The 12,799-nt window shown below is 71.5% G+C and carries 12 protein-coding genes; 9 read left to right on the forward strand and 3 right to left on the reverse strand.

Features of this window, described 5'->3' with window-relative positions:
- The first annotated feature begins 53 nt into the window (after positions 1-53).
- From ABR737_RS42510 to ABR737_RS42535, 6 genes are all read left to right on the forward strand, one after another.
- Positions 54-1,052: an FAD binding domain-containing protein gene (locus ABR737_RS42510; protein WP_350256485.1), complete on the forward strand. Its 999-nt coding sequence runs from the start codon at positions 54-56 to the stop codon at positions 1,050-1,052.
- On the forward strand, positions 1,049-3,298 hold the full coding sequence (locus ABR737_RS42515; protein ID WP_350256486.1) for a xanthine dehydrogenase family protein molybdopterin-binding subunit: 2,250 nt from the start codon (positions 1,049-1,051) through the stop codon (positions 3,296-3,298). Before ABR737_RS42510 ends, ABR737_RS42515 begins: the two co-directional genes overlap by 4 nt.
- Positions 3,299-3,544: 246 nt before the next feature.
- Entirely contained in the window at positions 3,545-4,255 is a 711-nt protein-coding gene (locus tag ABR737_RS42520; protein ID WP_350256487.1) for a response regulator transcription factor, read from the forward strand.
- On the forward strand, positions 4,252-5,754 hold the full coding sequence (locus ABR737_RS42525; protein ID WP_350256488.1) for a sensor histidine kinase: 1,503 nt from the start codon (positions 4,252-4,254) through the stop codon (positions 5,752-5,754). The genes ABR737_RS42520 and ABR737_RS42525 overlap by 4 nt, the downstream gene beginning before the upstream one ends.
- A 51-nt stretch (positions 5,755-5,805) precedes the next feature.
- On the forward strand, positions 5,806-6,213 hold the full coding sequence (locus ABR737_RS42530; RefSeq protein ID WP_350256489.1) for a hypothetical protein: 408 nt from the start codon (positions 5,806-5,808) through the stop codon (positions 6,211-6,213).
- Entirely contained in the window at positions 6,210-6,440 is a 231-nt protein-coding gene (locus ABR737_RS42535) for a hypothetical protein (protein ID WP_350256490.1), read from the forward strand. The genes ABR737_RS42530 and ABR737_RS42535 overlap by 4 nt, the downstream gene beginning before the upstream one ends.
- A 192-nt stretch (positions 6,441-6,632) precedes the next feature.
- Here the strand turns inward: ABR737_RS42535 and ABR737_RS42540 are convergent, their stop codons facing one another.
- Both ABR737_RS42540 and ABR737_RS42545 read right to left on the reverse strand, forming a co-directional pair.
- Positions 6,633-7,292: an NADPH-dependent FMN reductase gene (locus tag ABR737_RS42540; RefSeq protein ID WP_350256491.1), complete on the reverse strand. Its 660-nt coding sequence runs from the start codon at positions 7,290-7,292 to the stop codon at positions 6,633-6,635.
- Positions 7,293-7,455: 163 nt separating this feature from the next.
- Positions 7,456-7,713 (reverse strand): WhiB family transcriptional regulator, encoded by a 258-nt coding sequence (locus ABR737_RS42545; protein ID WP_350256492.1) that lies wholly within the window; start codon positions 7,711-7,713, stop codon positions 7,456-7,458.
- A 485-nt stretch (positions 7,714-8,198) separates the two neighbouring features.
- On the opposite strand from ABR737_RS42545, the gene ABR737_RS42550 reads away from it, so the two are divergent.
- Both ABR737_RS42550 and ABR737_RS42555 read left to right on the forward strand, forming a co-directional pair.
- Positions 8,199-8,801: a hypothetical protein gene (locus ABR737_RS42550; protein ID WP_350256493.1), complete on the forward strand. Its 603-nt coding sequence runs from the start codon at positions 8,199-8,201 to the stop codon at positions 8,799-8,801.
- A 161-nt stretch (positions 8,802-8,962) separates the two neighbouring features.
- Positions 8,963-9,952: an ornithine cyclodeaminase family protein gene (locus tag ABR737_RS42555; RefSeq protein WP_350256494.1), complete on the forward strand. Its 990-nt coding sequence runs from the start codon at positions 8,963-8,965 to the stop codon at positions 9,950-9,952.
- A gap of 771 nt (positions 9,953-10,723) precedes the next feature.
- On the opposite strand, the gene ABR737_RS42560 is transcribed toward ABR737_RS42555, so the two are convergent.
- On the reverse strand, positions 10,724-11,626 hold the full coding sequence (locus tag ABR737_RS42560; protein ID WP_350256495.1) for a LysR family transcriptional regulator: 903 nt from the start codon (positions 11,624-11,626) through the stop codon (positions 10,724-10,726).
- A 92-nt stretch (positions 11,627-11,718) separates the two neighbouring features.
- On the opposite strand from ABR737_RS42560, the gene ABR737_RS42565 reads away from it, so the two are divergent.
- The gene (locus ABR737_RS42565) at positions 11,719-12,693 is read left to right on the forward strand and encodes a PhzF family phenazine biosynthesis protein (protein WP_350256496.1); all 975 of its coding nucleotides are present in this window, start codon (positions 11,719-11,721) and stop codon (positions 12,691-12,693) included.
- Positions 12,694-12,799 lie beyond the last annotated feature (106 nt).

The following is a 12,799-nucleotide window of genomic DNA, read 5'->3' on the forward strand; positions in this document are numbered from 1 at the left end:
TTGACCGGACAGGACAGTGACCAGGCAGGCCGGCGAAGTGACGGGACAGTGAAGTGCGTGCCATCAGCTACACCCGTGCGACGGATGTGACCACTGCGGTCCGGGCGGTGACCAGTGACCCCGGAAGCTCCTACCTGGCGGGCGGCACCACGGAAGTCGACCTGCTCCGCCTCGATGTGCTGCGGCCCCATCGCCTGGTGGACATCAACCGGCTTCCCCTGGCCGGGATCGAGGACCGTCCCGACGGGGGACTGCTCATCGGCGCGCTGGCCCGGATGAGCGAGGTGGCCGAGGCGCCGGCCGTCGTGCAGCGCTTTCCGATGCTCTCCCAGGCACTGCTGCTCGGGGCCTCCGCCCAGCTGCGGAACATGGCCTCCATGGGAGGGAACCTGATGCAGCGGGTGCGGTGCGCCTACTACCGGGACACCGAATCCGCATGCAACAAGCGCGTCCCGGGTAGCGGCTGTTCCGCTCTGGAAGGAGCCCATCGCGGGCACGCGATCCTCGGCACCAGCGACCACTGCATCGCCACCCACCCCTCGGACATGGCGGTCGCGCTCGTCGCCCTGGACGCCGTCGTGCACGTGGAGGGCGCCCACGGCTCCCGCCGCATCCCGGTCGACGATTTCTTCCTGCTCCCGGAGGACACACCCGAGCGGGAGCACCCCCTCACACCCGGTGAACTGATCACCGCCATCGAGGTGCCCCCGGCCCCCGTGGCGCGCAGGTCGCTCTACCTCAAGGTGCGCGACCGGGAGTCCTATGAGTTCGCCCTCGCCTCGGCAGCGGTGGCGCTGGCGCTGGAGGACGGGGTGATCCGTGAGGTCAGGATCGCCCTCGGCGGCGTGGCGACCAAGCCGTGGCGCGCGCACCGGGCCGAGGACGTGCTCGTGGGGCGGCGCGCCGAGGCGGAGGTGTTCGCACGGGCCGCGGCCACGGAGCTGGCACCCGCCGTCACCCGCCCGATGAACGCGTTCAAGGCGGAACTCGCCCGGCGGACCGTCGTCCGTGCCCTGCAGACCGCTGCCGTGCAAGGAGGCGGGACGGTATGACCACGGGCGCCACCCTCACGGCCGTCGGCCGGCCTCTCCCGCGCGTCGACGGCCGGGCCAAAGTCACCGGAAGCGGCCGCTACGCAGCGGAGTACACCCTGCCCGGCACCGTGTACGCCGCCCTCGTCGGCGCCCGCACCGCCTGTGGCCGGGTCACCGGCATCGACACCAGTACCGCGGAGAACGCCGGCGGTGTGCTCGCCGTACTGACCCACCGGAACCTGCCGAAAATCGCCGGCCCGCCCCATCTGCTTCCGTCGCTGGCCGGTCACGCCGCCCCCGGGGAGAGCTTCTTCCCGATGCAGGACGATGCCGTGCACTACTTCGGGCAGCCGGTGGCCATGGTGATCGCCGACTCGTACGAACGCGCCCAGTTCGCGGCCCGGCAGATCCATGTCGACTACGAGCGAAGCGCCTCCGTCACCACCCTCGAAGAGGGCCGGGACCAGGCCTACGAACCCGAGGCGATCTTCGCGGGATTCCTCCCCGCACGCAGCGTGCGCGGAGACGTCGAAGCCGGCTTCCGGGCGGCCACCCAACGCCTCGACGCGACCTATCACTTCGCGGCAAACCACCACAATCCCATCGAATCCTCGGCCACCACAGCGGTCTGGGACGGCGACCGGCTCACCCTCTACGACGCCACCCAGGGCATCGTGGCAAGCCAGAACACCGTGGCGGCGCTGCTGGGCATCCCCTCGTCGAAGGTGCGTGTCCGTGCGCCGTTCGTCGGCGGGGGATTCGGCTGCAAGGCCATGATCTGGCCGCATGTCACCCTGGCCGCCATGGCCGCACGCCATGTGCGGCGCCCCGTCAAGCTGGCGCTCACCCGCGAGCAGATGTTCACCTCCTGCGGCCACCGCGAGGAGCAGGAGCAGCGCATCGAACTCGGCGCCACGGACGAGGGCCGGCTCACCGCCCTGCGCCACCACAAGCTCTCGCTGACCTCGCCGTTCGACGACTGGGCCGAACCCTCGCTCAGCATCGCCTCGCAGGCCTACGCCTGCCCCAACTACGAGGGCGTCTACCGGCTGATCCGCAGCAACACCATGACGCCCACCTTCACCCGCGGACCCGGCGAGACCACCGGCATGTACGCCATGGAATGCCTGATGGACGAGCTCGCCCACCGCATCGGCGTCGACCCGGTACAACTCCGGCTGCGCAACCACGCACAGTCCGACCCCCGGAGCGGCCATCCATGGTCGAGCGACGGTGCGGAGGAGTGCTACCGGCGCGGCGCGGCCCGCTTCGACTGGCACTCCCGCAACCCCGAACCCCGCTCCCAGCGGGACGGCAACTGGCTGATCGGCAAAGGCATGGCAACCGCCGGATACCCGGTGTTCTTCCCCATGCAGCCGCAACGTGCCCGGGCCCGTCTCTACGCCGACGGCTTCGCCGTGGTGCAGGCCGGCACGCAGGAATTCGGCACCGGAGCGGCCACCGCGATGACCCAGGTCGCCGCCGACGGCCTGGGAATCTCCGTGGAGAACGTGCGGTTCGAGTACGGCGATACCGACCTGCCGAACGTCGCGGCGACGGTCGGCTCGGCAGGCGCCGGCATGATCAGCGCCGCGGTGCACACCGCGGCCACCACGCTCCGCGACCAGATGATCGAGCAGGCGATCGCCGACCCCGCCTCCCCCCTCCACCAGATGGACCCGGCCGCCGTCGTCGTCCGTGGCGGGCGGATGGAGCTACCGGACCGGCCCGGCAGCGGCGAGTCCTACCGAGACCTGATGCAACGCCACTTCATGACCGATATGGACGCCCTCGGCAGCTGGAGCCCGCCGCCCCCGGACGTCCCCTACGGGCTCGCCACCTTCGGCGCACAGTTCGCCGAGGTCGCCGTCGACCCGGATCTCGGGGTGGTCCGCGTACGCCGGATGGTCGGCGCCTTCGCCCCGGGCCGGATCCTCAACGCCGCCACCGCGCGCAGCCAGGTCATGGGCGGCATGCTCTGGGGCATCGGCCAGGCGCTGTTGGAGGGCACCGTGGTCGACCCCCGCGACGGCCGCTGGGCGAACGCGAGCCTGGGGGAGTACCTGGTACCGGTCAACGCCGACGCCCCCGATGTCGACATCGAGTTCGTGGAGGTACCGGACACGGTCGTGAACCCGCTGGGCGTCAAGGGCCTCGGCGAAGTCGGCATGGTCGGCGCCGCGGCAGCCATCGCCAACGCCGTCTTCCACGCGACCGGATACCGCGCCCGCGAACTGCCGATCAGGATCGAACACCTGCTGTAGGGCCGGGCTCGCGGCATGCCGCCTCCCGCGTGCTGCCTCCCCGGCGTGCTGCCTCCCCGGCGTGCTGCCTCCCCGGCGTGCCGCCTCCTGGCCTGCTGCCCCTCGGCCCGTGTCCGGCATACGACGCCGACGGCAGGCAGCCGGCGCGGCCCGGCCCCTTGAGAACCCGGATCCGGACCGTGGCTGACGCCCGCCGGAGCCCATGACGCATGATTTCGTCAGGCGGTGTCCAGCACGGAGGCAAGCATGTACGGACAAAGCAGTACCGGCCGGGTCCTGCTGGTGGACGATGACGCGGCGATCCGGCGGTCGCTCGGGCGCGGGCTGCGGCTGAACGGCTTCACCGTGGGGCTGGCGGACGGCGGCCGGGCCGCGCTGGAGCGGATGGCCGAGGCGCCGCCGGACGTCATGGTCCTCGATATCTCGATGCCCGACCTCGACGGCATCGCGGTGTGCCGGCAGCTCAGGGAGCACGGCAACGACCTGCCCGTGCTGATGCTCTCCGCGCTCGACGAGGTCACCGACCGGGTGGCCGGACTGCAGGCAGGCGGGGACGACTACCTCGTCAAACCGTTTGCCCTGGACGAACTGGTGCTGCGCCTGCACGCGCTGCTGCGGCGCCGCCCGCCCGCCCCCACCGACGGCGTACGCGTCGGCGGTCTGGCGCTCGACACGGCGGCACACCGCGCGCGGCTCGACGACCGGGAGGTGGAGCTGACCCGGCGTGAGTTCGCCCTGCTGGAAGTCCTGGCCCGCAACGCCGGGCAGGTGCTGACCCGGGACCAGCTGCTGGAACGCGTATGGGGCTACGACTTCGAGGTGCGCACCGACGCGGTGGACACCTTCGTCAGCTATCTGCGGCGCAAGCTGGAAGCGGGCGGGCGGAGCCGGATCGTGCACACGGTGCGAGGCGTCGGCTTTGTGCTGCGGGACGACGAGAGCGGGTCGGCACGATGAGGCTGTCCACCCGGATCGCGCTCGTCGTCGGGATGGTGGTGCCGCTGCTCGTGGTGGTGTCCGGCTGGCTCCTGGTGCAGCTGGTGGGCAAGGATCTGCGTATCCAGGCGGACCAGCGTCTCACCGAACGTGCGCAGAGCGTGGCCGTGGCGGCGCGCGGCGTGCTGCGGGCCAGCTCCCACGACCGGCCCCGCGCCGAACAGGCCCGCCAGCGGAAGCTGTTCACCGCGGCCCTGGACGTCGGCGTCCGGCTGTCCGGCTCCGGCACCACCGTCATGGACGGCCCGCAACCCGACGCCTCGGTTCCGCTGCCCGCCGGTGCGCGGCATCCGTCCACCGTGCGGTCACAGGGCAGGAGCTGGCGGGTGCTGGCCGTACGGGTCACCGGTCGCAGCGCAGGGGTGCACGGGATGCTGTGGCTGTTCTCCCCGGACACGGCGCGCGAGGCACAGCTCAACATGGTGCGACGGAGGGTGATCATGGTGGCGCTGCTCGCGGCTCCGCCGGCCGGTGCCGCGGCCTGGCTGCTCGCCGCCCGTGCGGCCCGGCCGCTGCGGCGTCTGCAGCAGGCAGCCGGCGGACTCGACCCGCACACCAGCGCCGCTCGGCTGGATCACGCCCCCACCCGCATCACCGAGGTCGACGACCTCGCCCGGACCCTGCAGACCTTCCTGACCCGGTACGACGAGCAGGCCGCCCGCACCGCCGAGGCGCTGGCCTCGGCACGCTCGTTCTCCGCCGCCGCGTCCCACGAACTGCGCACCCCGCTGATGAGCATGCAGACCAACCTCGACATCCTCGATGCCTTCCAGGATCTCGACGCCGCCGACCGAGCGGAGACGGTGGACGATCTGCGGCACGAACACGCCCGTCTGCTGGGCCTCTTGGTGATGTTGCGGGCCCTCGCCCAGGGGGACCTGGTCGAGGCCGACTCGTTCGCCGTCATCGACATGGCCGATCTCGCCGACGAGGCCGCGGCGGATGCCCGGCGCAGGTACCCCGGGGCCGAGGTGGCGGTCCACAGCAGCCCGGGGCTGACGATCCATGGATGGCAGCCGGGGCTGCGTTCGCTGCTGGACAACCTCCTGACGAACGCGCTGGTCCACGGTCGGCCCGCCGAGGGCGGCGCTCACGTCACGCTCTCCCTCCGCGCCGGTGCGGACGAGGGCACCCCCTGTGTCGTCCTCGGCGTCGAGGACCGCGGGCCGGGTGTGCCGCACCAGCGCCGGGAGGCGGTCTTCCGGCGTTTCCAGCGCCGTGCGGACAGCCCGGGTTCCGGCCTCGGTCTCACCCTGGTCGCCCAGCAGGCCGCCCTGCACCGGGCGAGCCTGCGGCTTGCGGACGGCCCCGGCGGCCGGGGAGCCCGCTTCGAGGTCACCTTCCCCGCCGCGTCCGCCGCACCTGCCCACCCTCCTCAGCACACGGCGCTGCCTGCGCATCGGGACTGGCTGGCCGACCCCGCGGACCGCCCACAGGGTTTCCACAAAGAACATCCCTAACTTCTCCTCGCGGACGGGCACCGTGCCCGTCCGCTCGTGAGGAGGACCCTTATGCGTACCCGGAGCATCGCCCTCTCTTCGGTGGCTGTCGCGACAGCCCTGCTCGGTGTCGCGGGCACCGCCGCCGCGGACAGCAGCACCCCTGCTCCGTCCGCCTCGGCCAAGACCCGTACGGGAGACGGCGCACAGGCGCTGTGCAAGCGTGCCCCGAAGATCGAGAAGCGCCTCCACCGGGCACTTCACCGTCTGCAGGGCAAGGCCGGGGTCCGTGGCTCCGTCGCCCGCCTGGAGAAGCGTGCGGAGAACGCGAAGGCCGCCGGCCACACCGAGATCGCGACCTTCCTCAACCACAAGCTCGCCCACCGCAAGTCCCTCGTCCCCACGCTCCAGCAGCGGCAGAAGGACCTCGCCAAGGTCGCCACCTGGTGCAGGTCCCAGCACAACACGACCTCGTCGTGACCCGGACGGGACAGGCCGCGGTGCTCGCGGCGATCACCCTGATGTGCGGACTGCTCGTCGCCGGATGCGGAAACGGGGTACGTACCGAGGGCGATGCCCCTCATGTGACACCGTCGCCCTCCGCACCCACCCCCGCGCCCACCGACCTGGCGGAGATGCGCAAACTGCTGGACGGCGCCGAGAGCGCAGCGGCCGCGGCGGACTCCGATGCGGCCGCGGACCGCTAGGGAGACACCGAGACACCGAGACACCGAGGCACCCTGGGGACGGCGAAGACAGGACCGGGCTCGCTCCTCGCCCCCTCGCTCCTCGCCCCCTCGCTCCTCGCTCCTCGCCCTTCGTCTGTCTCGCCCTTCGCCTGAGCGTGTCACCCCGGCGCGCTCGGGCGATCCGGGGCAGATCTCCGCTCAGTCCGCCGCTCAGTCCTCCGCCCGCTGGGTGACGGGAGCCCCGGTGCGGTCGCCAGGGAACTCGTACCAGCGGCGTTGCAGACAGACATAGCGCGCATCGGCCTCGACCAGATGGAGGAAGGCCGTCACGGTCTCCCGCAGGCGCTCCTGCAGCGCGGGATCGGTCAGCTGCCCGTCCTCGGTGAACCCCTGATGCGCCGCCGCAAGACTGAACATATCGGGGTAGACCCGGGTGCCCAGATGCTCCAGCGGCACCCTCAGGGCCCACAGTCCCCGGTTGCCGCCCACCAGGGACGGGGAGGCGGAGACCAGCAGCGCATGCTTGGTCTTGAACGGCTGCGGCCGGATCCGCGAGACCCAGTCGATCGCATTCTTCACGACCCCCGGCAGGGAAGCGTTGTACTCGGGGGAGGCGACCACAAAGGCCTCGCAGCGCTCCAGCCGGTCCCGCAGGGCCAGCGCACCGTCCGGAACCCCTCCTTCGGCCTCGGCATCCCCGTCGTACAGCGGCATATCGAATTCCCGCATCGTGGCGAGATCCACCACGGCGCCGGCCTCGGTCATCATGCGTCCGACAAGGGACGCCAGACGGGCATTGGTCGACCCTGCCCGCAGCGCGGCGCCGAGAACAAGGACGCGCAGCGGTCCGGGGTGTTCATCCGTGGGCATGGTGACGTCCTTCCGGCACAGGAGAGCGCGTGCCCGTTGCTGCCGCACACACGGCCACCGCCTGAGGTGACGAAAGCGTACAGGCGCACAGACGGCACACCCGGTACCCACCACGCCAGTTCTGACCTGCGCCGCTAGCCGGCGCGGGCGCCCCCTGTGCGGGCTATGCGGAAGTGCTGCGTGCCCGGTTCCGGGCGGCCCGGCGCCGCATGGCGCGCCGCTCGTCCTCGCTCATCCCGCCCCACACTCCCGCATCCTGACGAGATTCGAGCGCCCATTGCAGGCACTGCCCCATCACCGGGCAGCGGCGGCAGACGGCCTTGGCCTCCTCGATCTGCAGGAGCGCGGGGCCGGTGTTGCCGACGGGAAAGAAAATCTCCGGGTCCACTTCGCGGCACACCGCGTCGTGACGCCAGTCCATGGCTGCCTCCGTTCTCCGCGGCCGAGCGCGGTCGGTTTCCTCACATTCGAGGCGCCGGGGCTTTGTGCGCACGTCCTCAACTGCCTTGCCCGGGCCCCTCGTTGTCGCCCTGTCGTCGTCTTGTTGTCGTTGTTGTCCTCGTGTGCCCGTTCCTGTGCCCACAATGCGCCGTCATCGCGGTCACCCATCGCCATCGACATCACCATGGCCACCGCCAACCGGCATTGCGGTCCGGCGCGGCGGGACCACCGTTGCGTACGGCTGTGGCGGCGCCTACCCGTGGCTCGCCGTGGCACTCCTCCACCGGGCAGGGTGGGGAGAGCGCACGTGCCCCGCGTCGCCCGATGGCGCCGGTCGCCCCCTCTCGGGGACGATAAGACCGGCGTTGTCCACGTCGTCAATGCCATCGTCATTAATGCCATCAACGCGCCTTCTCCGCTTCTCCGCAAGCAGCCCGAAAACGAGCGCCCCACAGGGATGAACCAATGACCCACCCCGAAGACCGGCAGCAGCAGGCGACCATCAGCCGTCTGATGCTGTACCACCTGAACGCACCCATCGCCGAAAACTGTTCCCTGCGAGGCGTCCTGCCGGCCCCCGGCGCCGTACGGATCGCCGTCCATGGCGGAGACGAGAAGATCTTCCTCTACGAGATCCCCCACGACACCGTGGCCCCTGCCTATCTCCCCGGCATCATGCGCACTGCCCTGACCGGGACCCAGATCTACAGCAGCGACGACGTCGGCGAGGCCATGGGGATGACCCTCATCCGCCTTCACCCGGAGAAGATCACTCCCACCCCCGAATCCGGACAGAGCCAGGCGCTCAGCGTGCTGCGCGCCCTGTCCGACCCCGGCGACGACGAGGACCCCTTTCTGATCGGCTTCCTGTGGAATGGCGACAGCGCGATGCGCCTGTATGTGCAGCCTCGCGCCCGCACCGGCATCATCGGCGCCGACATCCGCCTGACCGACATGCTCACCGGGCTGATCGCCGCACTTCCCACCCTCATCGAGGAGGAGGAACGCCATCAGCCGGCCCCGGATGACCCGCACTGCGATCTCCTCGTGGACCTGACCGGCTGGTAGGCGCACACCCGCCCTCGCGGCGCTCCCCAGGACCACTCCTCGCCTCGCGTCCCAGGGCCACCCGCCGATCGTTCACCGAACGAAACACGCAGGGGACTACGGTCGCCGCCACGGCTCGGCGTACCGTCGGCCGTACCGCTGTGATCAGGAGGTTGAGACGGATGCTGGTACTTGGGCGTTCGCAGGTCGAGGCGCTGCTCGACCTGGATGCGCTGATCGACGCCCTGGCGTCGGCGATGACGGACCTGAGCGCCGGCCGTGCTTCCTCGCCGGACCGGGTCGCCGCCGTGGTGCCGGAACGGGACGGGTTCTTGGCAGCCATGCCGGGCTTTGTACCGTCGGCCGGGGTGCTCATGAGCAAGCTGGTCTCCGTCTTCCCGCGCAACGGGGGCACCCCCGTGCCGACCCACCAGGCACTGATCGTCGTCTTCGATCCGCACACCGGAGAACCGTCAGCGCTGCTGGACGGCACGGCCATCACCGCGGCACGGACCGCTGCCGGTTCGGCGCTCTCGGCACGCCTGCTGGCCCGCGAGGACGCCTCGGTGCTGGCGGTCCTGGGCACCGGCGCGCAGGCCCGGTCGCATGCGGAGGCGATGTGCCGGGTCCGCCCGATCCGGCACATCCGTGTGGCGGGCCGCGACCGGGCGAAGGCGGCCGCCCTGGCGGGCCTCCTGTCATCCGAACTCGACATCCCGGCCGAGGCGAGTGCCAGCTACGCCGAAGCCCTTGACGGCGCGGATATCGCCGCCGCGACCACGCACGCCGTCGACCCCGTGATCCGCCGCTCCTGGCTGACCCCGGGCGTGCATGTGACCTCGGTGGGATTCAACCCGGAGGGCCGGGAGATCGACGATGCCACGGTGGCCGAGGCGCTGGTATGCGTCGAGTCACGGCAGGCGGCGCTGGCGCCCTTCCCCGCGGGCAGCAACGACCTGCTGGTCCCTCTCCGCGAGGGCGTCATCACCGAAGCGCAGGTCCACGCCGAGCTCGGCGAACTCCTCGCGGGCAGCAAGCCGGGCCGTACATCGCCGGACCAGATCACCCTCTACAAGTCCGTCGGAGTAGCAGTGCAGGACGCGGCGGCCGCAGCCCTTGTCGTCGCCGCGGCCCGCAAACAGCCGACGGGGACGGACATCCGGCTGGACTGATCGACAACCGGGCCGGCGGGCGCAGGGGTGCACGCCCACATGGACGCACGAGCCCACAGACGCCCGGGCCGCCTCAGCGTCCGTACGTCCGGTGGCACAACCGCAGAAGATCCGAACGGACGTGGCCGGACGCTATCCGGCACACCACGCCGGCGTCCATGCTCGGCCGAGGCCGCGGGGCCCGCGAGAGCGCTCGCGGAGCAGGGGCCGGGGCCTGGGCCTGGGCCCTGTGGTGCCGATGCCGGGGCACCGCCCGTACCGGCTCCGGGCGTGACCTCGGCGGCGCGGCGGCGTGAGCGGGGCGGGACAGTGTCCGTCCCGCGCCCCGTTGCCGCCGGTTCCCCGGCACCGTATGCCGGGGAGCGGCGCCATCACCCTTGTGTATCTTCGAGTGCCGTTTCGCCTTCCGCCTCACGGACGCAACATCCACCACCCGCTCATGCAACGGTCCCCGCGTGGGCAGCACCAACGGGGACGGCCGGGCCGGCGCGACCGTGCGTCCGCCCGGTGCGCGACCGGGGCCGTGCAACGGTCCGCCGGCCGGAAGGGATACGCAGCCGCTGGTGGCCAGGAGGACGGCCGCCGCTGCGGCGAGGCGAAAGAGTAGAGGGCGCACGCACTCACGGTGTCGGAGGGCCGGGGCCTGTCCAAACGACGCGCCGGGCGTCCACGCGGACGAAGGACAAAACCGAACTCTCGTGGGGCTCCTGAGCTCACCGGGAAGAGGCAGTATCTCCGAGGAGCGGCGCTGCCGGTCTGCTCTGCCGCGGTTCACCCCTCCGCGAAGGTGCGCGTCAGCTCCTCGGCCACGATCTGCGCGCCCGGCGCGAACCACCGTCTGCGGTGCCGGACGAGCTGAACGGGCACCGGCTGCGCCTTCGGGCCGTCCACCACCGCCAACTGGGCTTCCTGAAGGTGGCGTTCGACGGTGACACGGGGGAGCAGCGTCAGACCGAGGCCGGCCGCGACACACGACCGGGCGGCGTCGATGCTGCCGAACCGGGTGATCCGGGGTGGGGTCCCGGGCAGGCCCAGCAGCGTGCGGACGAGGCGGTCGCTGTACGAGCACCCCTCCTCGTGCACGAAGAAGCATTCACCCGCCAACTCCTCCCAGTCGGCTGCCCGACCGGCCAGCGGATGACCGGGCGCCGCCACGTACACCAGCGGTTCGTCCGCGATCCTGCGGGCCAGCAGATCGCTCTCGTCGGCCTCCGGCTCCAGCAACAGTGCGATATCCAGTCGGCCGGTGCGCAGTCCGTCCACAGCCGAGGCCGTGCCGGCGGCATGCAGTTGGACATCCAGACGAGGGTGCGTGTGCCGCAAGGAAGCAATCACCGCGGGCAGCCGGGAGGCGCACAGCGAATCACCCGCGCCGACGGCGACCTGGCCCTCGATGCTCCCGCCCGCCACGTCACCCTGGCCGGCCGCGGCTGTCGCGTGGAGCCGGGCCACCGCGTCGAGTACGTCTTCGGCCTCTTCCAGCAGCCGCAGCCCGGCCCGGGTCGGGACCGTCCCCGAGGGCATCCGGTCGAAGAGCGGGGTCCCCAACTCCCTTTCCAGGGTGCGGATCTGGACGGTGACCGTGGACTGGGCGAGATGGAGTGCGCGAGCTGTCGCGGTGAAGCTTCCCGCCCTGGCGAGCGTCACGAAGGTACGCAGAAGTCTGGTGTCCACCGGGCGTACGGTATCGCGGTATCGCGATATCCGATGGGCCCGAGCGAAAAGCATCGTTGGACGCGATGGGGCCGCGCTGCCATCGTGAAGCCATGACTTCCCAAGCATCGCCCCGTACGTCCCCCACCGGTCAGGGCCCGCACCCGGACAGCCTCACGGCCCCGGACGCCCTCGTGACCTCGGATGCCCTCCGGAGCCCGGACACCGTCGAAGTCCTGCGCTACTCCGCCTTCACCGCCGACCCGACGGGTGGCAACCTGGCCGGTGTGGTGCTGGACGCCGCATCCCTTGACGACGCGCGGATGCTCGCCATCGCCGCGGACGTCGGGTACTCGGAGACCGCATTCGTCACGGCACACGACACCACCGCCCGCCGCTACCGCCTGCGGTACTTCAGCCCTCGTGCCGAAGTCGCCTTCTGCGGACATGCCACGATCGCCACGGCCGTGGCCCTCGCCTCCCGTTACGGAACCGGCGAGCTGCTGTTCGACACGCCCGCGGGTGAGATCCGGGTGGGGACCGGCCTCGTCGACGGGTCGGCCCAGGCCACACTCACCAGCGTGCCGGCGCACTCCCACCCGGCCGAGGAGGCCACCCAGGTCGACCCGGTGCTGCGCGCCCTGCGCTGGACCAGGAACGATCTGGACGACGACCTCCCGCCGCACGTTGCCTTCGCGGGCAACGACCATCTCGTCCTGGGAGTACGGAGCCGGGCACGACTGGCCGCCCTCGACTACGACTTCGACGCGCTGCGCGACCTGATGCGGCAGCACGGCTGGACGACCGTGCACCTTGTCCACCGCGCGGGGCCCGGCCGCCTCGACTTCCATGCCCGTGACCCCTTCCCGGTCGGCGGAGTCGTGGAAGACCCGGCCACCGGCGCGGCCGCCGCGGCCTTCGGCGGGTACCTGCGCGCCCTGGGTCTGGTCACGGAGCCGCTACGGGTGCACATCCGGCAGGGCGAGGACATGGGCCGGCCCAGCGACCTCTACGTCGACGTCCAGCCAGATGACCCGCAGGTGCGGGTGACGGGGCAGGCCGTCCCGCTCCCCGCTCCGGGCCGGTGAGCCGGCAGGCGTGGCGGAGGTGACGGGTGGCCGCCGAGCTCACCGACCGGCGGCCACACAGCGGCGCGGACGGACGCCCCGAGGCGGCAGGCCGGACACCCCGAGG

Origin of the sequence: Streptomyces sp. Edi2, assembly GCF_040253635.1 — a bacterium.
In the GTDB taxonomy this organism is placed as follows: Bacteria; Actinomycetota; Actinomycetes; order Streptomycetales; family Streptomycetaceae; genus Streptomyces.

What these genes read in the sequence shown, in the direction of transcription:
- ABR737_RS42515 (WP_350256486.1), top strand. Translation starts at nt 1,049, where the DNA reads ATGACCACGGGCGCCACCCTCACGGCCGTCGGCCGGCCTCTCCCGCGC.
- ABR737_RS42520 (WP_350256487.1), top strand. Translation starts at nt 3,545, where the DNA reads ATGTACGGACAAAGCAGTACCGGCCGGGTCCTGCTGGTGGACGATGAC.
- ABR737_RS42525 (WP_350256488.1), top strand. Translation starts at nt 4,252, where the DNA reads ATGAGGCTGTCCACCCGGATCGCGCTCGTCGTCGGGATGGTGGTGCCG.
- ABR737_RS42530 (WP_350256489.1), top strand. Translation starts at nt 5,806, where the DNA reads ATGCGTACCCGGAGCATCGCCCTCTCTTCGGTGGCTGTCGCGACAGCC.
- ABR737_RS42540 (WP_350256491.1), bottom strand. Translation starts at nt 7,292, where the DNA reads ATGCCCACGGATGAACACCCCGGACCGCTGCGCGTCCTTGTTCTCGGC.
- ABR737_RS42545 (WP_350256492.1), bottom strand. Translation starts at nt 7,713, where the DNA reads ATGGACTGGCGTCACGACGCGGTGTGCCGCGAAGTGGACCCGGAGATT.
- ABR737_RS42550 (WP_350256493.1), top strand. Translation starts at nt 8,199, where the DNA reads ATGACCCACCCCGAAGACCGGCAGCAGCAGGCGACCATCAGCCGTCTG.
- ABR737_RS42555 (WP_350256494.1), top strand. Translation starts at nt 8,963, where the DNA reads ATGCTGGTACTTGGGCGTTCGCAGGTCGAGGCGCTGCTCGACCTGGAT.
- ABR737_RS42565 (WP_350256496.1), top strand. Translation starts at nt 11,719, where the DNA reads ATGACTTCCCAAGCATCGCCCCGTACGTCCCCCACCGGTCAGGGCCCG.